The organism is Pelagicoccus sp. SDUM812005, from assembly GCF_031127875.1.
Taxonomy (GTDB): domain Bacteria; phylum Verrucomicrobiota; class Verrucomicrobiia; order Opitutales; family Opitutaceae; genus Pelagicoccus.
On sequence record NZ_JARXIA010000001.1, the window covers coordinates 688,009 to 707,650 of the forward strand.

Genomic DNA, 19,642 nt, shown 5'->3' on the forward strand with positions numbered 1-19,642 from the left:
TTAAACAAGAAAAGGCGACTGATTTTCATCAGTCGCCTTTTTTCGTATTCGCTTAGCAGCGAAGGCTCTAGTCCTTGCGGCCGAGGTTAGCCACGTTGTAGTGCGGATCCTCGAGGACGTTTACCTCGACCATGTCCGAGGCATTGCTGAGAAGATTGCGGCACTCGGGGCTTAGGTGGCGAAGGTGCAAGCGCTTGCCTGCCTTGCGGTAGCGTTCGGTGAGGGCGCTGATGGCCTCGAGTCCGCTATGGTCCCAGACGCGGGAGTGGATGAAGTCGATGATGACGTCGTCAGGGTCTTCGGCCGGCTTGAAGATGTCCTGGAAATGCTGGACGGAGCCGAAGAAGAGCGGGCCGTGCAGGTCGTACTCCTTGCTGCCTTCCGCTGTATTCTTAACTTCGATACGGATGTGGCGTGCGTTCTCCCAAGCGAAGACGAGGGCCGCGATGATGACGCCGATGAAGACGGCGAGGGCAAGGTTGTCGGTGAAGACCGTGATGGCCGAAACGGCGACTAGGACGAAGGCGTCGGATTTCGGAATCTTGCGGATGATGCGGAAGCTCGACCATTCGAAGGTGCCGATTACGACCATGAACATGACGCCGGTCAGGGCCGCGATGGGGATCATCTCGATGTAGTCGGAGACGAAGAGGATGAAGCAAAGCAGGAAGAGGGCGGCGCTGATGCCGGAGAGCCGGCCGCGGCCGCCGGAGCGGATGTTGATCATGGATTGGCCGATCATGGCGCAGCCACCCATGCCGCCGAACATGCCGGTGACAACGTTGGCGACGCCTTGGCCGACGCACTCGACGTTGCCCTTGCCGCGGGTTTCTGTCATTTCGTCGATCAGCTGCAGGGTCATGAGCGACTCGATCAGTCCCACCATGGCCATGATGAAGGCGGTGGGGAAAATGATTTGGAAGGTTTCCCAGTTGAGCGGGACGTTGAGCGTGAAGAGGCGGGGCAGGCCGCCGGCGATTTCCGCCTTGTCGCCTACGGTTACGGTATCCAAGCCGGAGAAGATGACCACGAGGCTCACCACTACGATGCCAGCGAGGGTGGAGGGGATGGCCTTGGTAAGCTTAGGCAGGAATTGGATGATGACCATGGTGAGGGCCGCCAGGCCGAGCGTGATCCAGAGCTCCGAACCGGAAATCCATTCACCGGTCTCGGTCTTGAAGCTGCTGAACTGGGCCATGAGGATGACGATGGCCAAGCCGTTGACGAAGCCGAGCATGACGGGATGGGGAATCAGCCTCACGAAACGTCCCAGCTTCAGCACGCCGCAGAGGATCTGGATGATGCCCATCAGGATGACGGCGGGAAAGAGGTAGTCCACGCCATGCTGGGAAACGAGGGCGACGATGACCACGGCGATGGCGCCGGTGGCTCCGGAGATCATGCCCGGACGTCCGCCGATGGTCGCAGTCACGAGTCCGATGATGAACGCTGCGTATAGGCCGACGAGGGGATCGACTCCTGCGACGAAGGCGAAGGCGACGGCCTCCGGCACGAGGGCCAGGGCGACGGTCAGCCCGGACAGCAGGTCGTCCTTGGCGTTGTTGGTGCGTTTGATGATGAGATCGAACATGGTTTGTTGGCGTTGTTGTTGCTCGAGTTTTCGAGCGCTCAGTCGAGAATGGCAGCGTAGGGATGCGTTTCCCCCGCGCGTTTTCTAGCTAAAGGAAGCCGCAAGGGGTAGCCGCGCGCAGCTTTGCGTCAATCACCTTCGGTCGCTTTTCGCTCTCGTTCGTATTGTATTCCGTGCCGTTTCTGCAATTTCCGGATTCCAGAAGGGGTTTTACAAATAGCATTTATTTAACATATATTTTTTAAAATACCATTGTCTCGGCTTTACCGAAGCTTCAGAAACCTAGCCATCGCCTGTCCTTAAAGAAATAAACCTAGGGTTTATCATTTCGTTGTGTCTGTATCACCCCACATGAATAATTTGTACATCGTCGACGGTCAAAAGACTGTCTGCCAGATGCTTGCCGAAAGTCTAAGATCTCGTGGGTTCGAGGTTGTCGGGACCTCGGACAAGATCGCCGGAGTGGTCGACGAGATCGCTGAAACGCAACCCAAGATGCTTATCTTGGAGATGAACTTGCCGGACGGGCGCGGCGCGGACCTGATCGCGAAGGTCCGTTCGCGGTTTCCGGACATGCGTTTTCTCGTCTTTTCCGACACTAAGCTGAGCGAGAGCATCAAGGCCTGTTTGCAGGCGGGCGCCCATGGATTCGTGGAGAAGTCGGTCGACTTCGAAATGTTTATGAACGCGGTGAAGATCGTGGACGAGGGTGGCTGTTTCTTCGGCTTCAACATTACGGAGGTGCTGCGCTCGGTGGTGAGCGACAACAAGAAGTCCAATCAGTACAACGACAACCTGACCCATCGCGAGCGGGAGGTGCTCCAGTTGATTGCCCAGGGCAACAGCAACAAGGACATCGCCGCCAAGCTGGAGCTCAGCGTGAAGACGGTGGACAACCATCGCTGCAGCATGATGCGGAAGCTGGACTTGCACAACGTGGCGACGATCACGCGCTACGCGATCGAGCACCGCCTCATTCCGGTCAACTTCGTCGAGTAATCGCCCCGGGAGCGATTTTGTAGGAGTCGTACAGCTAGTCGTTTTGCTGGGCTTGTACGGCGGTGAGGGCGATGGTGTAGACGATGTCGTCCACGAGCGCTCCGCGCGAGAGGTCGTTTACCGGTTTCTTGAGTCCTTGCAGCATGGGGCCGATGGAGATCACGTTGGCCGAGCGCTGCACGGCCTTGTAGGTGGTGTTTCCGGTATTGAGGTCAGGAAAAATGAATACGTTCGCCTTGCCCGCGACGGGACTGTCCGGCGCTTTGGTACGGGCCACGTCGGCGATTGCTGCGGCGTCGTACTGCAAGGGACCATCGATGACGAGGTCCGGGCGGGCTTCCTTTACCAGGCGAGTGGCTTCCACGACCTTGTCGACGTCGGCTCCGGATCCAGATCCAAGGGTGCTGTAGCTGATCATGGCCACGAGAGGATCGATGCCGAAGGCCTTGGCGGAGTCGGCGCTCTGGATCGCGATGTCGGCAAGCTCCTCGGCGTTGGGGTCCGGGTTGATGGCGCAGTCGCCGTAGACGAGGACTTGGTCCGGCAGGCACATGAAGAAGATGGAGGAGGCGATCTTGGCCCCGGGACGGGTTTTGATCAACTGCATGGCGGGGCGCACGGTATTTGCCGATGAGTGGACGGCGCCGGAAACGAGGCCATCGACCTCGTCGTGCTGGAGCATCATGGTGCCGAGCACGACGTTGTCGCTCAAGTGGTCCCGAGCGATTTTCTCGGTCATGTTCTTGTGGCGACGCATTTCCACGAGGGAGGGGACGTAGCGTTCGCGGATTACGTCCGGATTGACGATTTCCAGTCCGGATGGAAGGGTGAGGCCCATGGCGTCGGCCTTGAGTTGGATGGAATAGGGATTCCCCAGCAGGACGCACTTGGCGATGCCGCGTTCGGTACAGGTGACGGCCGCCTGCATGGTGCGCGGCTCGTCGCCTTCGGGGAGGATGATCCGCTTCGGCTTGAGCCGAGCGTTGCGGGTGAGCATGTGGCGGAAGGCCGGCGGCGAGAGCTGGCGCTTCATCTGCGAGGAAAGCGTATTGCGAATCCAACTACTGCTGATGCTGATTGCGACCGTTTCCATGGCTTGGTTGATGCGGTCGTTGTCGTCTGGTGCGATCTCCAGATTCATGTCGTAGAGGGCGCGGGCGGTGGCGAAGGAAGTCTTGCCGACGCGCAGGACGGGCAGGCCGCTTTTCCAGGCGATTTGGCAGAGCTTGACGATGCGTTCGTCGGGGCGCTGGTCGCTGGTGAGCACCAGTCCGGCGAGGCGGGTGCCGTTGAGCGAGGCCATGCTGGCGGCGAGGATGATGTCGCTGCGATCGGACGGCGTCACGAGCAGGTTGCCCGTTTTGAGGGTGTGCATGATGTTGGGCACGTTGCGGGCGAGCAGCTCGATGTTGAAGACGCGGCGGTTGGCCATGTCTCCTTCGTTGAGCACTTCCGCATCGACGAGTTTAGCGACGTCGGACACGCGGGGCGCGAGCAGCTTTTCGTCGCGGGGAATCATGCCGATCAGCTCCAGGTCCTCGTTTTTGAAGACGGGGCAGTTGTCGGTGATGAATTGCTTGAGGGGTTCGATACCGATCCCATCGAAGTCGATGCTTTCGCGGGCGCCGTCGACGTCCGCCTTGTTGATGACGATACCGGCTACGCGTCCTTTAAAATCGGATACGGAGAGTTCGAGTTCCTTGTTCAGGTGGTCGAGGCTTCTCGATCCGAGGGCGGACACGAGGATCTGCTTGGAGGAAAGGGTTTGTGCGAGCTTGGAGTTGAGGCGGGCTCCCATGGGGAAGCGTTCGGTTTGGATCAGTCCTTCGACGATGACGACGTCGGCGTTTTTGGAAGCTTCCTCGAAACGCTGGATAATGTTCTCCAGCAGCAATTCGACATGTTCCTCGCTCACCAAGGTCTTAGCCTCGGCCATGGAGATGGGCTCGGGAGGCGTCAAGGTGGTGACGGCTCGAAGGAAGCTGGTGGAGCGGTCGCCGGTCTCGTCGGGGGTGACGGGCTGGGCGATGGGCTTGAAGAATCCGACTCTTACGCCTTGACGTTCGAGAGCTCGTACAAGCCCGATGGATACGGTCGAGAGACCTACTTTGGCCCCGGTCGGTACGGTTAGGAATACGTGCTTCATCTTAGTTGCTGCCGACGAGTTGCGCTGTTTCGCGGGCGATCATGAGTTCTTCGTTGGTGGGGATCACGATGGCTTTTAAAGGAGAGTCTGGCTGGGTGATGATTCCGTTCTGGCCTCGGCCAGCGCTCGCGTTGGCGGCGGGGTCGAGCTGGATGCCGAGGTGTGCGAGGCGGGCAAGCGTTTCGGCCCGGGTTTGGACGTCGTTTTCGCCGATTCCGCCGGTGAACACCAGGGCGTCGCAGCTGGAAATAGTGGAGCGCAGGCCGGCGATGCTTTTGGCGAGGCGGCGGGTGAAGATCTTGACGGCTCGCTGGGCCGCGACGTCGCCCTCGGCGGAAGCTTGGCGCAGCGAGCGCATGTCGTTGGAGCGTTGGGAAAGTCCCAGCAAGCCGCTCTTCTTGTTGAGCAGCGTATCGATTTCTTCGATACTGAGTCCGAGGGATCGATGCAGGTGGAAGATGACGCCGGGGTCGAGGTCGCCGCTGCGAGTGCCCATGACCAAACCTTCGAGCGGGGTGAGGCCCATGGTGGTGTCCACGCAGCTCCCGTTTTCGATGGCGGCGGCGCTGCAGCCGTTGCCAAGGTGGGCGGAGATGATGCTGGTCTGCTTAAGCGGCTTGCCAAGGATGCGGGCCGCCTCGGAGGCGACGTACTTGTGGCTGGAGCCATGAAAGCCGTAGCGGCGAATGCCGTGCTGCTGGTAGAGCTCGAAGGGAATCGGATAGAGGAAGGCTTCGGGTTCTATGCTTTGGTGGAAAGCGGTATCGAACACTCCGACCTGAGGCAGCTTGGGGAAGTGTCGTTTGGCGGACTCGATGCCGAGCAGGTTCGCCGGATTGTGCAAGGGGGCGAGGGAGGAGCAGGACTTGACCGCGTCCATCGCCGGCTGGTCCAGCAGGCAAGCTCCGGTAAAGTGTTCGCCGCCATGGACGATGCGATGGCCGATGGCGTCGATTCGGAGCTGCAGTTGCTCTGAGGCCAAGTAGGCGGCAAGGGTGTCGAGGGCGGTTTCGTAGCCCGCGTGGCAAGGAAGCGAGCCGGTGGCGGGCGCCTCAAGCAGGGGGCTCTCCATCTTGTAGCACGGAGTCTCGGATCCCAGCTTGTCGAAGAGACCGCGAGCGAGATCCTTGCCGGAGCAGGCCTCGATTACGGAAAATTTCAGGGAGGAGCTCCCACAGTTGATGACCAGTATGTTCATTAGCTGACTGCGCTTTGCGAATCAGGTTGATCATATCAACGAATCGAGCCCCAGTTACAAACCCTAATTAAAGAAAGTTTTGTAATTAATTATAAAAGCAAGGGTCGAAGGCGTGCGCGGCGTTCACTGCCTCAAGCGGATGATGCGGAGCAGGTTCATGGTTTTGATGAGCGGGTAAGTGAGGTCGAGCTCGAACCAGCGCTGGGCGAAGTTGGCGCGCCGCGGGTAGCGGTGGTGGTTGTTTTGGAAGCATTCGCCCACGAAGAACAGGTCCCAGACGAAGGTGTTGCGGGAATGGTCGCCGTTGTTGTAGTTGGCGTAGCCGTACTTGTGTCCGCACCAGTTCACGAAAGCTCCGTGCACGGGCCCCATGAGGAAGTGGACCGGCAGGAGGGCGTACCAGAGCGGATGGGGAGCGAAGGCGAGGTAGAAGGCGGTGTAGCCGAGGCAGAAAGCGATGCGGGTGATCCAGCTGTCGCCGATGCGATCGAGCAGCGGCCAGGAGGGATAGTCCTTGAGGGCGACGTCGGGCCGGTGGTCGTAGTCTCCGGCGAGGATGCCTTGGTAGACGTTTTTGGTGTTGAGCATCATGGATACGACGTCTTCGAAGAAGTGAGGCGAGTGCGGGTCTTCTTCGGTGTCGCTGTGCTTGTGATGCTCCATGTGGAGGATAGCGTAGGCTCGCGGATTGAGGTAGCTGGCGCCTTGGGTGATCCAGGTGAACAGGTAGAAGAAGCGGTACCAGAACCTGTTCATGTGAAACATGCCGTGGGCCGCGTAGCGATGCAGGAAAAAGCTTTGGGCGAATACGGAAAGGTACCAGTGAAGCAGGAAGAAAGTGAGTATGGGCCACATGGTTCTGGATACGTTTAGGCTGGGGGCGGCATTGGGTTTATTCGTTTGCGAAGAGATAATGGGAGACTCCCCATTCTTCGCCCTTGCGGTAGCCGAAGAGCTCGGCGCAGGAGAGCATGAAGATCTTCCAGCGGTTTTCCCAGACGCGAGCGTCTTCCCGTCCATAGATTTCTTCCATGGCGGCTCGAGTGCGAGCTTTGTTTTCGTTCAGGTTGCGAAACCACGCTTCGGCGGTTTTCTGGTAGTGGATCCCGTTGAGCTGCCATTGGCGTTCGAGCTTGAAGGGGGCGCAGACGCGAGGGAGCAGGTCGTGGGAGGGCATGATGCCTCCGGTGAAGAAGTGTCGGGCCATCCAGTCGTCCGCATCCTTGTCCTCGAAAAGGTAGGCGATTTCCTTGTGGGAGAAGACGTGGATGAAGAGCTTGGCCTGGGGATTGAGCCAGGAGTGGATGCGGGCGAACAGTTGCTGGTAGTTGCGCATGTGCTCGAACATTTCCACGGAGACGACGCGATCGAAGCGTTCTTCGGTTTCGAATTCCCGCATGTCCGCGGTAAGTACCCGCAAATTGTCCAGGCCCCGCTTTTTCGCTTCGCCGGTAATGTGCAGCCGCTGTCCTGAAGAATTGGATACGGATACGACCTGGGAGTTCGGGTAGGTTTCCGCGGCCCAAAGGGAGAAGGATCCCCAGCCGCAGCCGAGCTCCAGGATGCGTTGGCCGTCCTGGAGTTGAGCCCGTTCCGCGATTTGCTGGAGGGAAGCGAGCTCTGCCGCGTCGAGGGTGTCGACGCCTTCGGGCCAGTAGCAGCAGCTGTACTTCAGCCGTTTGCCGAGGGCGATCTTGTAGAAGGCGGCGGGCACCTCGTAGTGCTGCTCGTTGGCGGCGTCCGTATCCACCGCGAGGGGGCTGGACTGGAGCTGTTGGATGAGGCGTTCCTTTTTCAGGTCGTGGTTTTCGCTTTCGTCCTTGAGCCGCTTCTTTACGAGTTGGCGGATTCCGTGGCGTACGATCCAGGTGGGAAGGTAGCCGTTTTCTGCGAGGGAAATTGCATTCATGGTTCGGGTGTTTTGATGGTTAGCGGCTGGCGGTTTCCAGAAGGCTCTCGTCGAAGCGGAGCGTCGATTCGGCGCGGTCTGCGAAATCGCTTTGCTCGAAGCGGTAGCTTTCGCAGTTCAGGCGCCCAAAGACGACTTGGGCTAGGTTGATGTGGCGTTCCTTGAATCCGGCGATGCAGTAGTCGAAGTAGAGCCGCCATTTTCGGTGGAAGGTTTCGGGAAAGCCGAGGGACTTGATTTGCGGCCAACTCTTCTCGAAGCGGTCCCTCCAGAGCTCGAGCGTGCGGGCGTAGTGGAGGCCGAAGCTTTCCATGTGGTACAGGTTCAAGTCCGCGCGCTCCTTCGCTTCGAAGAGGGCGCCGATGGAGGGCAGATGCGAGCCCGGGAAAATGTGTTTGCGAATGTAGTCGGAGGTTTTGCGGTAGCTTTTGTAGCGGTGATCGGCCGACATGATTATTTGGATACAGCTGAGTCCGTCTGGCTTGAGCAAGCGGTCGATGGCGGCGAAGTAGCTAGGGAGGTGTTCGTGCCCGACGGCCTCTATCATTTCGATGGATACGAGTTTGTCGAATTGGCCGCGCATGTCGCGGTAGTCGATTTGCTGGATCTCGACCTTGTGGGAGAGGCCGGCCTTCTGGACGCGGGCGACTGCGTAGTCGTATTGGCTGGGCGAAAGGGTGATGCCAGTGACGGAGCAGCCGTAGTTCTCGGCGGCGTAGACGGCGAAGCCTCCCCAGCCGCAGCCGATCTCCAGCACGCGGTCGGCGGGGCCAAGGTCCAGCTTGCGGCAGATGCGGTCGTACTTTTCCAACTGGGCTTGCTGGAGGCTGTCCGTTGGGTTCCGGAAGTAGGCGGACGAATAGGTCATGCTTTCGTCCAGGAAAAGTTCGTAGAAGTCGTTGCCCAAGTCGTAGTGGGCTTCGATGTTGCGCTTGCTGCCCGCTTTCGTGTTGGCGTTCTTGCGGTGCAGGAAGCGCTCTTGCCAGGCTGCGAGCCGGGAGATCATGGGCATGGCCCATTCGAAGCGGTCGCTCATGAGGGCGTCCTTGTTCTTGATGAACCAACCCAGCAGGGCGGCCGGGGCGGAGGAATCCCATTCGCCTTCGATATAGCTTTCTCCCAATCCGATATCCCCTTTGAGGGCGACGCGGCGAAAGAAGTTGGGATCGTTCACCGTGAGATCGACGGGAGGGGAGTCTTTTACCTCTCCGTAAACGTTTACCTGGCCATCCGGCAGGGTGAGGCGAAGGCAGCCGCGGTGCGCTTTTTCGAAGAAGCTTAGGATGAGGTCTTGGATTTTCATAGTCGTTGCCTCCGGACGGAGCGTTTGGGTTTCGGTTTTAGGTAAGTGCGGGTGTCGGTTTGCAGGTCAGGGCGGTGGGCTTTCTTGAAATGGGGCACCTTCTTGAGGGCGAGGCGAAGGGCTTGCCAGTGGATGGCGAAGAGGACGCCGAGGGTGAGGAAGGGGAAACGTAGGCTGTAGGCGGCGAGAGCTGTATCGGTTATGGGGATACGCTTGCCAGAAACGGAGCTGTAGAAGTAGGTGCCAGCGCTGTCGTTTTCGGTGATGGCGAGCTTTAGGCGTTGGTCGGGTTGATGCAGGTCGAAGTTGAGTTGCGTATCCAGGTCCGAAAACGGGGAGATGTAGAAAAGCTTGTCGTGGGACTGCTGGAGGCGCTGCGGCGACTTGCTGGATTGGTCTACGATGTAGAGCTTTTGCTCGTTGAAGGTGTTGGCGACTTCGGCGACGCAAAGGGCCAGCGATTGGTCCGGTGCGTAGACGAAGTAGAAGGAGACCGGGTTGAAGACATGGCCCCAGCTGCGGAGATTGGTTACCAGTTCGATGCGGCCGATTTCGTGGTGGTAGCCCTTGCTGTTGAGGAAGGAGCGTAGGTTTTCCTTGATGCTGGATTGGCCTTGGTCGAGGTGGTCGCGGTCGTGTAGGGCGTAGAGGTTGCGGCGGTTGGCGCTGAAGAGCTTGAGGGATCGGTGGAGGGCATCGATTTCGTCGAGGTCGATGCAGAAGGTAAAGGTGCTGTAGGCGAAGCTGTGGGGCTTCGGGCGCAGGCGCTTGTGGGCGACGCGGCACTGGTAGAGACAGGATCTCATGAGAGCGGGTCGCGTCCGTCGCAGAGCTGGGCGCAGAGATTCAAGGCGGAGGTGAAGGCGTCCTCGTGGAAGCCGTAGCGGAAGTAGCTGCCGCAGTAGTAGATGGGGCCCTTGGCATTGAGGGACGGCAGCTCAGGTTGGGCGGCGATGGCTGCCGCGTCGAAGCGCGGGTGTTCGTAGGTGTAGCGCCAATGGGTTTGGTCCGCTGCGATCTCACCCGGGTAGTCCACGCTGACGAAGTAGTTTCGCTGCTGGGAAACGTTTTGCAGCTTGTTCATCCAGTAGTGAGTCGAGCCGGTTGGGCGAGAGTGGAACGGTTCGTATCGATAATTCCACGACGCCCAGGCTCTTTTGCTTTTCGGCATCACGCTCGAGTCGGAGTGCAGGACTACCGGATTAGTGTTGTATTTGAAGCATGAGAGCAGGTTGCTTTCCCGCTCCGTCGGTTGGTCCAGCAAGGCGAGAGCTTGGTCGGCGTGGGTGGCGACGATGACATCGTCGAAGTCTTGGAATTCGCCTAGCTGGCCGACGAGGCGAACCTTGTCGCCCAGCCGTCGGATCTGGGTGATGCCGGAGCTTTTTTTCACGCGGGAGCCTATTTTGGAGAGAACCTTGTTCTTATACTGTTGGCTGCCTCCGATAAGGGTCTTCCACTGGAACTGGTCGCCGAAGCCGAGCATGCCATGGTTGGAGAGGAAGCGCAGGAGGGTGATGGCGGGGTAGTCCCGCATCCGCTCGGTAGGAGTGGACCAGATGGCTGCGGTCATCGGCAGGAGGAACTTCTCCACGGCGAGGTCGCTAATCCAGTAGTTTCGAATGAAGTCGGCGAGTGGAATACTAGGATCGTCTGCGCTTTTCAGAAAATCGCGACCGGATTTGAAGAGTTTTCTCATGCCCAGCAGCAGCTGGTAGCGTCTGGGGTCGATGACGCTGGAGAGCTTGGGAAAGAAGGTGCTCAGGTCCGAATAGCTGGTCTCGAAACCGCTATCGACTTCGTTGACGCTGAACGACATGGATGTATCCATCGAGGCGATACCGAGATGCTCGAAGAAACGTATCAGGTTGGGATAGGTCTTGTCGTTGTAGACCATGAAGCCGGTGTCGATCGGGATCTGTTCGTCGCCCTCCGGCAGGTAGACCGTGTTGGTGTGCCCGCCGACGTAGTCGTTCTTTTCGTAGACGGTGATTTGGTAGCGGTTTCGCAGGAAGTAGGCGCAAGCCATCCCGGCGATGCCCGTGCCGATTATGGCCAGGGATCTCATGAGTGTAATTGGGTTGGAGTTGGGGGCCTGCGCGTCCGCGACGCGAAGGGAGGTTGGGCCTAGCTTTTAGGAATTTCTATCCCGTCCTCTTTGCAGAGCCGGACCAGGGCGAGTTCCATGGTGCGCCGGGCTTTGGCGGTTTCGGCGTAAAGGTACTCGTGAATTTCCTTGTCCTTCTCGCTGGCGTTGAGGCACTGTTGGCTGTAGTCCTCGAAGGCGCCTAGGCTGGTAATGAGGGAGCTGACGTGGCGAGGGCATTCGCAGGCGAGCTCCGGCAGGGAGTTCGCGATTTCGGACAGTTGGCGTTCGTTGAAAAGGCGTGGGGGCGGTTCGCTATTGGCGGCGACTCGGGCACGCGGGTGCGACATGTTTGGCATCAAGCTGTACAGGTAGCGTTCCAGCATGATGCTGTTGATGGGCCAGCGCAGGAGGTGGACCTGGGCTTTGGCCAAGTCCTTCAGCAGGGCCCGCGGCATGAAGTCGAAAATGAGCACCACCGTGATTTCCGGGTTCTTCTTTGCGAACTCGAGGACGGCGCTCTTCTCGACCGGATTGGGACCTTGGCTGTCGATAAGGGCAATGCTCAGGTGGTGTTCGCCTTCCACGTAGGACGCGAGGCTTTCCACCGTGTCGAAGGTCTTGGAGTTCCAGAACAGGGGAGTAGCGGCGGCGAGGCGCACGCTGTGGGGGGAGGTGACGAATCCTGCCTCGAGGTCGGCTAGGGAAGGGATTTCGTTGGCGTAGGAACCTTCGGTGGTGGACTTGAGTTCGGCGAGCCGCTTCTGCAGGGCCTCGTTGTCGAGGCGAGCGATCTGGCCGATGGAGTCGCCGAGGTCGATGAGGGACTTGAGGGAAATGAGGCGCCTGAGGTCGGAGCTGCTGAGGATGCGCTCGCCGGACTCGGTCTCGATGGAGGCAGTGAAGTAGTCGCGTCGCATCCAAGTGCGGATGGTGTTGGGAGAGATGCCCGCCATCTTCGCGGCAGTGCCGATTTTGTAGCCAGTGCTGGTCTCGTTATCTTGGATCATGTTTGAACTTAAAACACTGATTCGAATTTGTTTCAATAACAAAATGAACAAAGTATGAACAGGTCTGGCGGGAGTCGGATTGGCAGGTGTTGTTCGTTCTTGGTGTTCAAGCGCTCAAGCCGTTCGTCAATCGTGGTTCAAAGGCGTTTCATCCTTGGGGAGGATGAGCTTGGGGCGGGGGTTGGGGCAGGATCCTTGCGCAAGCAAGGCCGCGCCCTTGTGGGGTCGCGGCCTGGCGTGACTTTGCTTTGCTTGAAAACTTAGGGCTAGGAGGCGAGGGCTTGGGAATTAGTTTCCGCTTTGATGGGGCATTCGGCCGGAATGGGGATCATCTTGGGGGCGACCAGGGTGGTGCAGGGGCTTGTTTCGCGTCCGCGGCGGAAGGTTTTGATTTGGCCGACCGCCATGTCGACGGCGCGGCGGCCGTTTTCGTGGTGGTCCTGGTTGATGCCGCCGTTGCGAGCGGTGTGCTCGTCGGCGTCGAGGGAGATGAAGCGGCAATCTTGCCCTTCTTCGTTCAATTTGCGGGCGACCTCCTCCATGTTGTTCCAGTTGCTGATGATAGCTTGGAGCTTGTTTTGGCGGGCCCATTCCAGGGTCGCCGGCACGACGTCCTCGCTGTAGTCGGCGCCGTGCTGGAAGTAGAAGGGAGGGACCCAGTTTTCGGGGGCGATTTCGCGTCGATGGGTGTGGAAGCCGGCGGCGAAGGTGAAGCGTTTATGGATTTCCTCGAACTCGGAGACGGCGAGCCCGAAGCGCTTGATGCCGAGTCGATGCAGTTCCGAGACGACTTGCCCGACGGCGTCGATCTGGTCGCAGAGGACGGTGTCGAAGGCGAGGTCTTCCGGGAGGGGGCTGACCTTGATGCAGGAGAACAGGTCCCATTCCAGCTCGAAGGGCTCTTCGTAGTAGTCGAACGCTCCGAAGATGACGCCCTGGATTCCGCGGGCCTTGAGGACGCGGTTGAGGGACTTGCTGTCCTTGTACTCCTTGCCGAGCCAAAAGGTATCGAGCTTGTAGCCCAGCTCGCTGGCTCGCTCCTTGGCTCCCGCCATGAGGAGGCGGTGCACGTGTTGATCGTTGATGCGCCGGGCGTCCTTAACGTTGATGATCCAAGCGATGACCTGCTCGCTGGGCTGGTTCTTGGTGGCCTGCCGATAGGCGACGAGGGCGGATAGGGCGGGGTCGGGCCGGTAGCCCATTTCGTTGGCCAGCTTCTGGATGCGGTCGCGGGTCGACTGGGGCAAGCTGGGGTGGTTGCGAAGGGCGAGGGAGACGGTGGTTTGGTGGACGCCGGCGACTTTGGCGACGTCCTTCATCAGTACGCGTGGTTTTTCCATGGCGATAGGTGGGGTGGGGTTCTCGTTTGTTAGGCTTGATCTCTCGGTCAGCGTCTACGCTTAAGAGAGAGTGGGAGGTCTACGAAACGCGCAAGCTCAAGCATGCAGCAAGCGTTGCTCTTGCTATAGCGCAGAGTGTTCAAGCCTCGGGTCGAGGGTGTCTCTTTGTTAGAATTGCGAGGAAGTGCGCCTAAAAAAACGGACGCTACCTTGCGTAGCTGCGGCGCAGGCCGTTCCACCAGGTTTTCAGGGCCCACTTGAAATCTTCCAGCATGAGGTAGACGCAGGGGACGAGGAAGAGGGTGATGAAGGTTGCGAAGGCGACCCCGAAGGCGAGCGAAGTTGCCATGGGGATGAGGAACTGCGCTTGCAGGCTGGTTTCGTGCAGGATGGGGACGAGGCCGACGAAGGTGGTCACCGAGGTGAGGAGGATGGCGCGGAAGCGTTGCATGCCGCCGACGCGCACGGCTTCGAAGAGGCTCATGCCGTCCGCCCGCAGGCTGTTGACGCGCTCCACCAGCACTAGCGAGTCGTTCACCACGACGCCCGCCATGGCGATCATGCCGATGAAGGAGAGCAGGCTGAGGTCCTGGAAGCCGTAGAGGTGGCCGACGATGGCGCCGGCCACGCCGAAGGGAATGACGGCGATGACGATGAGGGGCTGGATATAGCTTTTGAAGGGGATGGCCAGCAGCATGTAGATTAGCACCAGCACGATGAGGGATCCGCCGAGGAGGGCGGGGCCGGATTCGGCGAAATCCTTCGCTTCGCCCCCCATGGCTGGGGTGACGCTCGGATACTTGCGAAGCACCTCGGGGAGGATCTTGTCGTAGACCTCGCTCTTGATTTCGTTGGTGGTGATGGTCGCTTTGTCGGCTTCGGCTTGCACGCTTACGATCCGCTTGCGGTCGAGTCGGGCGATGGACGGATAGCCGATACCCATGGTGATTTCCGCGACCTCTTGGATGGGGACGCGGGCTCCGCTCGGGGTGACGATACGCATGTTTTCGAGGTCGCCGAGGGATTCGCGTTCCGAGCGCGGGTAGCGGACCATGATCTTCACGTCTTCCTTGTCGCGCTGCACGCGCTGGACCTCGGCCCCGTAGAAGGCGTTGCGGACCTGTCGCCCGAGGTCGGCGGCGTTGAGCCCGAGAGCCCGGGCGTTGTCCTTGAGGTTGATCTTCAGTTCGCGTTTTCCTTCGGAGTAGGTGTCGCGAATGTCGTAGAGGCCGCTGACTTCCTTGAGGCGTTCCTGGATTTCGAGCGAGGCGGCCTTGAGTTGGTCGAAGTCGCGCCCGGTCAATTGCACGTCGACGGGCAAGCCGACCGGGCCGCTGGCGTTGGCTTGGAAGTTGAGGCGTTTGGCTCCGGGGATCTGGCCGACTTTCTGTCTCCAGCGTTCCACTACGTCGTTGGCGTTGGAGTCCCGCAGTTCGCTCTTGGCCAGTTCCAGCACGATTTGCCCGACGTTGCTGCCGGAGGCTCCTCCGCCACCGCCGCCGGGACCGCCCGGGTTGCTGGAAGAACCGAGGATTACCAGCTTGTTCTTAACTGGGTCGACCAAGCCAGCTTCCAGGTCTTCGCGCCGAATGTCCTCAAGGGCTTGCTCGATGCGGTCGAGGGCCTTTTCGGTTTCGGAAACCGGGGTGCCTTCGATCATGGTGATGCTGGTAAAGATATAGTCGGAGGGGACGCTGGGGAAGAAGACGAAGCGGATCGCTCCCGATACGGGCAAGGCGACGGCTGCTGCGAAGAAGAGAGAGAAGATGGCGAACGTGTACCAGCGCCACTTGATGGCGCGCTTGAGCCAGGGTTGGTAGGTGGTCTCGATGAAGCGTTCCAGTCCGTCGGAAAATTTCCGCTGGAAGCGGGAAAAGGCGTTGAGCTTGTCGCGGTCATGCTTGTCGCCGACATGGCAAAGGGAAAGGTGGTAGGGCAACACCAGCTTGCTTTGCACGAGGGAGAAGGCGAGGGTGGGGATAACGACGAAAGGAATGACGCCCATGAACTTGCCCGCCATGCCCGGTAGTAGGAAAATGGGTACGAAGGCGACCATGGTGGTCAGGACGGCGAAGGTGACCGGCGTGGAAACCTTATGGGTACCGGCGATGGCGCTCTGGACGCCGGGGCCTCCTTTTTGGAATTCGGTGAAGACGCTTTCGCCCACTACGATGGCGTCGTCGACCACGATCCCCAGCACTAGGATGAAGGCGAAGAGGGAGAGCAGGTTGACGGTGATGCCCACGAAGGGGCCGATGGCGAGAGTAGCGAGGAAGCTCACGGGAATGCCGATGGCGACGAAGAAGGCGAGGGAAGGGCGCAGGAAGATGGTGAGGGAGATGAGGACGAGCGCGAAGCCGATGAGGCCGTTTTCCAGGAGCATGTCGATGCGTCCGCGCAGGTAGAACGAGGAATCGCTCCAAGCCTCTAGGGTGACGCCGTCTGGTATCCAGCTCGACTGGGCCTTTTCCACGTAGTCGTAGACTGCTTCGGAAATCTCCAACGGGTTTTCGTCGCCCACCTCGCGAACGAGAATAGTGGCCGCGGGTTTGCCGTTGAAGAAGCTGGCCGAGTCGTTGTCGACGAGGCCGTCGTTCACGGTGGCGACGTCCTTTACGTAGACGCGGGAGCCATCGGCCTTGGTGAGCAGGACGATGTTTTCGAAATCGAAGGCGTTGTAGGCTTGCTCCTTGGTTCGCAGCTGAATCTCGCCGCCGTCGGCTTTGATCATGCCGCCGGGAAGATCGAGGGAGTTCGAACGTACGGCGGCTACGACTTGATCGAAGGTGAGGTTGTAGTTGCGCAGCGCGTTTTCGGTGACCTCGATCGCAAGTTCGTAGGAGCGTACTCCTTCCATGGATACTTGGCTGATGCCGGCGATTTCGGTCAATTCGTCTCGAACCCGTTGGGCGATTTTCTTGATCTGGATTTCGCTGGTGTCGCCGTAGACCGAAACGCGAATGACGTCTTTGGGTATCAGGATTTCCTCTACAATGGGCCGTTCCGTATTGGCGGGGAAACTGGGGATAGCGTCGACGCGGGTTTTGATATCGTCCTTCAGCTTGGAGACGGAGTAGCCTTTGTTGACGGTGACGGTGACGGAGCCGTATCCTTCCGAGGCGACGGAGTTGATCTCCTTGATGCCGTTGACGCCTTGCAGGGCCTCCTCGATGCGAATGACGACCAGCTCCTCGACTTCTTCCGGCGAGGCGCCCAGGAAGGGCACGCGTACGGTGACCATGTCGAGGGAGAAGTCCGGAAAGAGTTCGGTCTTGGCGGTGAAGGCGGAAGCCAGCCCGCCCACAACTAGGATGAGCATCAGCAGGTTTGCCGCGACTCCGTTTTTTGTGAACCAAGCGATCATTGCGTTGTAGTGGTTGCGTGGTTACTTTTTCGCGTTGGCTTCGGAGTCGGTTCCGTCCTCCTCTTGGGAGTGAGGATCGGGATCGGAGGGGAGGCGGACTTCCATGCCGTTTACCACGTATTGCAAAGGCGTTAGGCAAACGAGCTCGCCGGGCTCCAGGCCGTCCTTGATGATTACGCTTTCGCGCGTCTTTTGGAAGGGCGTGACCTCGCGGATTTCCAGAGTTCGGTCTTCCTTCACAATGTAGAGGCTGTCGTTTTCCCGCAAAGCCCGACGCGGTAGGGTGTAGGAGTCTTCGCTTTGTTCGCCTATGATTTCGGCCTTTACGAAGGACCCTATCTTAAGCGGCGGACGGGGGGCGCCTTGCCCTTTGGCGTAGGGCGCGGATACTTGGGCGACGAGGTAGAGCAGGCGCGTCTGCGGATCGACGGAACCTTCGGAGCGGTCGATGATGCCCTCCCATTGGTAGTCCTTGCCGCCGTAGGTGGCAGTCAGGGTAACCGGAGGTTTCTTGCCGCTGGTAGTCCCGTCGGCGTAGGCCTCTGGAATGGAAATGAGGCGCGTATCGTCGAGGCTGATGCCGAGCCGAACCTCTACGGTATCCACAGCGTAGATACTAGCGATTTGGCTGGTGCGGGCGTTCACGAACTGGCCGATGTCGACGAACTTGCTTTGGACGCGTCCATCGTAGGGAGCCTTGACGGAGGCGCGTTGCAGGTCCCGCTCCGCAGACTTGACGGCGGCGGTGGCGGCTTCGAGGTTGGCGAGAGCGCGAGCGAGCTGGGGCTTGCGCAGGACTAGGTCGCTAGGCGCTTCGCCACTGCCTATTTGTTTCCAGTCTTCGAGGGCCTGTTCGCTGGTGGCCCGTTCCTGCTCGTAGGCAAGCTGGGCTTCGGCTTGGCGGCTTTTGGCGGCGGCTAGGTTGGCGACGTAGTCGGTGTCGTCGATTTTAGCGAGAACGTCGCCCTTGGCGAAAAAGCCGCCGGCATAGAGCGCGGGCGACACGCTTTCGATGCGGCCGGAAACTTCGGCGAAAAGGGTGGTCTGGGTGCGCGCTTCCACGATGCCTTGGCTTTCCACGACGGCTCGGGTGGTGGTCGGTTGGGCCTCGATTACTTCCACGGTGGGGACGACTTTGATCAAGGGCTTCGTTTCGGGTGGCCGTTTGAGGAAGAGGGCGAGGGCTATGATGGCGGCGCCGCCAAAGAGGATGAGTAGGATGGCTGGCAGGACGTGGAGAAGGAGCCATTGCGGGAAATTGGGGCGATATTCTTTTTCTTCCATGGTCGTAGTGGCAGGAGAATTACAAGTCGCCTCCGAGGGCGATGTGCAGGTTGACGCGATTGCTCAGGCGTTGGTTTTGGATGGAGAGGAGTTGGGAGCGGGCACTGAAGGAACGGCGTTCCGCGTCGAGCACGGCGGTGATGTCGACCAAGCCGCGCTCGTAGAGCTGCCAGGCCTGTTGCTCGGCTTGTTGGTTTTCGACGGCGCTGACGCGGGTAGCCGCTTCGAGCTCGCTGAGATCGGACTCGGAGCGGAGGGCGATTTCGACTTCGCGAAAGGCGTTGAGCACGGTTTCGTTGTAGTTGGCGAGCTGGGACAGCTGGTTTGCGTTGAGCTGTTCCCGCTGGGCTGCTAGGCGGCCGCCTTGGAAAAGGGAGGCGCTGAGTTCGCCGACGATTGACCAGACGTTGAAGTCTTGGTCGAGAAGCTCCGAGAAGCTGTCGGAAAGGGTGCCGTCGGACGCGGTGAGAGCGAGGCTGGGCAGCCAATTGCGATGGGCCGCCTTTTCGAGGGAGAGAGCGGCGAGGAGGCGGTTTCGCTGGGCGAGGATGTCAGGGCGGCGCGAAAGCAGTTCCGAAGGGATGCCGGCGGCGGGGGCGCTCGGCAGCTGCGGAAGCTCGTCCTGGAGTTCCAGTTCGGCGGCAGGGTAGCGACCGAGCAGGGCTTCCAGGTTGCGGATGCTGGCGTCCATCTGGGTTCGTCTGCTCAGGGCGGTGGCTTTGCTGGTGGCGGCTTGGGCGCGGGTGAGCCGGAGGTCGAAGGCGTCGACGAGTCCGCGTGAGTAGCGTTTCTCCAGGCTTTGCAGGTTTGACGCGAAGCTCTCGGCGCTGGCGGAGGCGAGCTGGTATTGCAGCTTTGCCTCGATGGCGGAAAACCAGGCCTTGGCGACCTGACCGGAGAGGGAGAGCTTGAAGGCTTCGAGTTCGTATCGACTTGCCTGATACTGAGCTTCGGCGGAGCTGGCCTCCAGGCCGAGTCGGTTCCAGATATCGACTTCCCAGCGGGCGGAGAGGCTTAGGGAATGGCTCTCGCTCTCGACCGAGCTTGGCGGGGCTAGGGTGGCCATGCTCCGGCTCTTGCTGGAGCGGAGGGTGGCGGAAAGGCTGGGAATGCGCAGGGAGCGGGAAATGCGGGCAGCTGCCGCGGCGGCTCGGGTTTGTTGGTACGCGGCTTCGAGGCCGAAGTTTTTGGCTTCGGCTTCCTGGGCTAGCTCGAGGAGCCGGGGGGAGCCTAGGCTGGAAAGCCAATGCCCTGTATCGATTTCGCCACTACGATTGCTCCAGGCCGCTGGCGCCATGTGGTCAAGGGATGGCGGCGGGGCGGGCGGCGAAGCGCTCCGGCAGGAGGCGAGGAGGCCCGCCAGGAGGGGGAGGCAGATCGAATTGAGTAGCTTCATCGGCAGAGTAGTCGGG

14 protein-coding genes are annotated in these 19,642 nt (G+C 59.9%); 1 reads left to right on the plus strand and 13 read right to left on the minus strand.

From position 1 onward, the window contains the following. Positions 1–67: 67 nt before the first annotated feature. The gene (locus tag QEH57_RS02600) at positions 68–1,591 is read right to left on the minus strand and encodes a SulP family inorganic anion transporter (protein WP_309005114.1); all 1,524 of its coding nucleotides are present in this window, start codon (positions 1,589–1,591) and stop codon (positions 68–70) included. A 351-nt stretch (positions 1,592–1,942) separates the two neighbouring features. Between QEH57_RS02600 and QEH57_RS02605 the strand changes: the two genes are divergently transcribed. Then, the gene (locus QEH57_RS02605) at positions 1,943–2,590 is read left to right on the plus strand and encodes a response regulator transcription factor (RefSeq protein WP_309005115.1); all 648 of its coding nucleotides are present in this window, start codon (positions 1,943–1,945) and stop codon (positions 2,588–2,590) included. Between the two features lie 34 nt (positions 2,591–2,624). Here the strand turns inward: QEH57_RS02605 and pta are convergent, their stop codons facing one another. The 12 genes from pta to QEH57_RS02665 all read right to left on the minus strand — a co-directional run bounded on the left by pta (position 2,625) and on the right by QEH57_RS02665 (position 19,626). Then, positions 2,625–4,736, minus strand: coding sequence for a phosphate acetyltransferase (pta, locus tag QEH57_RS02610; protein WP_309005116.1), 2,112 nt, complete (start codon positions 4,734–4,736; stop codon positions 2,625–2,627). Between the two features lies 1 nt (position 4,737). After that, on the minus strand, positions 4,738–5,934 hold the full coding sequence (locus QEH57_RS02615; RefSeq protein WP_309005117.1) for an acetate kinase: 1,197 nt from the start codon (positions 5,932–5,934) through the stop codon (positions 4,738–4,740). Between the two features lie 123 nt (positions 5,935–6,057). After that, the gene (locus tag QEH57_RS02620; protein ID WP_309005118.1) at positions 6,058–6,789 is read right to left on the minus strand and encodes an acyl-CoA desaturase; all 732 of its coding nucleotides are present in this window, start codon (positions 6,787–6,789) and stop codon (positions 6,058–6,060) included. 37 nt (positions 6,790–6,826) lie between these two features. After that, a complete protein-coding gene (locus QEH57_RS02625; protein WP_309005119.1) occupies positions 6,827–7,843 on the minus strand; it encodes a cyclopropane-fatty-acyl-phospholipid synthase family protein in 1,017 nt (338 codons plus the stop codon). Between the two features lie 19 nt (positions 7,844–7,862). Continuing rightward, on the minus strand, positions 7,863–9,146 hold the full coding sequence (locus tag QEH57_RS02630) for a cyclopropane-fatty-acyl-phospholipid synthase family protein (RefSeq protein ID WP_309005120.1): 1,284 nt from the start codon (positions 9,144–9,146) through the stop codon (positions 7,863–7,865). Further along, positions 9,143–9,952, minus strand: a complete 810-nt coding sequence (locus QEH57_RS02635) for a DUF1365 domain-containing protein (protein ID WP_309005121.1) — start codon at positions 9,950–9,952, stop codon at positions 9,143–9,145. The genes QEH57_RS02630 and QEH57_RS02635 overlap by 4 nt, the downstream gene beginning before the upstream one ends. Next, on the minus strand, positions 9,949–11,214 hold the full coding sequence (locus QEH57_RS02640) for an FAD-dependent oxidoreductase (protein WP_309005122.1): 1,266 nt from the start codon (positions 11,212–11,214) through the stop codon (positions 9,949–9,951). Before QEH57_RS02640 ends, QEH57_RS02635 begins: the two co-directional genes overlap by 4 nt. A 59-nt stretch (positions 11,215–11,273) precedes the next feature. Further along, on the minus strand, positions 11,274–12,242 hold the full coding sequence (locus tag QEH57_RS02645) for a MerR family transcriptional regulator (protein WP_309005123.1): 969 nt from the start codon (positions 12,240–12,242) through the stop codon (positions 11,274–11,276). 266 nt (positions 12,243–12,508) lie between these two features. Continuing rightward, positions 12,509–13,582 carry a LacI family DNA-binding transcriptional regulator gene (locus tag QEH57_RS02650; RefSeq protein WP_309005124.1) on the minus strand — a complete coding sequence of 358 codons (1,074 nt, stop codon included), beginning with the start codon at positions 13,580–13,582 and terminating at the stop codon, positions 12,509–12,511. Between the two features lie 205 nt (positions 13,583–13,787). Next, complete coding sequence (locus QEH57_RS02655; RefSeq protein WP_309005125.1) at positions 13,788–16,946, minus strand: efflux RND transporter permease subunit; 3,159 nt, start codon at positions 16,944–16,946, stop codon at positions 13,788–13,790. Between the two features lie 21 nt (positions 16,947–16,967). Further along, positions 16,968–18,230, minus strand: a complete 1,263-nt coding sequence (locus QEH57_RS02660) for an efflux RND transporter periplasmic adaptor subunit (protein WP_309005126.1) — start codon at positions 18,228–18,230, stop codon at positions 16,968–16,970. A gap of 19 nt (positions 18,231–18,249) precedes the next feature. Continuing rightward, on the minus strand, positions 18,250–19,626 hold the full coding sequence (locus QEH57_RS02665; RefSeq protein WP_309005127.1) for a TolC family protein: 1,377 nt from the start codon (positions 19,624–19,626) through the stop codon (positions 18,250–18,252). Between the last annotated feature and the right edge of the window lie 16 nt (positions 19,627–19,642).

Coding starts and splice junctions, on each gene's coding strand:
- QEH57_RS02620 (WP_309005118.1), bottom strand. CDS start 6,789: ATGTGGCCCATACTCACTTTCTTCCTGCTTCACTGGTACCTTTCCGTA.
- QEH57_RS02635 (WP_309005121.1), bottom strand. CDS start 9,952: ATGAGATCCTGTCTCTACCAGTGCCGCGTCGCCCACAAGCGCCTGCGC.
- QEH57_RS02605 (WP_309005115.1), top strand. CDS start 1,943: ATGAATAATTTGTACATCGTCGACGGTCAAAAGACTGTCTGCCAGATG.
- QEH57_RS02655 (WP_309005125.1), bottom strand. CDS start 16,946: ATGATCGCTTGGTTCACAAAAAACGGAGTCGCGGCAAACCTGCTGATG.
- QEH57_RS02650 (WP_309005124.1), bottom strand. CDS start 13,582: ATGGAAAAACCACGCGTACTGATGAAGGACGTCGCCAAAGTCGCCGGC.
- QEH57_RS02645 (WP_309005123.1), bottom strand. CDS start 12,242: ATGATCCAAGATAACGAGACCAGCACTGGCTACAAAATCGGCACTGCC.
- QEH57_RS02665 (WP_309005127.1), bottom strand. CDS start 19,626: ATGAAGCTACTCAATTCGATCTGCCTCCCCCTCCTGGCGGGCCTCCTC.
- QEH57_RS02640 (WP_309005122.1), bottom strand. CDS start 11,214: ATGAGATCCCTGGCCATAATCGGCACGGGCATCGCCGGGATGGCTTGC.
- QEH57_RS02600 (WP_309005114.1), bottom strand. CDS start 1,591: ATGTTCGATCTCATCATCAAACGCACCAACAACGCCAAGGACGACCTG.
- pta (WP_309005116.1), bottom strand. CDS start 4,736: ATGAAGCACGTATTCCTAACCGTACCGACCGGGGCCAAAGTAGGTCTC.
- QEH57_RS02630 (WP_309005120.1), bottom strand. CDS start 9,146: ATGAAAATCCAAGACCTCATCCTAAGCTTCTTCGAAAAAGCGCACCGC.
- QEH57_RS02615 (WP_309005117.1), bottom strand. CDS start 5,934: ATGAACATACTGGTCATCAACTGTGGGAGCTCCTCCCTGAAATTTTCC.
- QEH57_RS02660 (WP_309005126.1), bottom strand. CDS start 18,230: ATGGAAGAAAAAGAATATCGCCCCAATTTCCCGCAATGGCTCCTTCTC.
- QEH57_RS02625 (WP_309005119.1), bottom strand. CDS start 7,843: ATGAATGCAATTTCCCTCGCAGAAAACGGCTACCTTCCCACCTGGATC.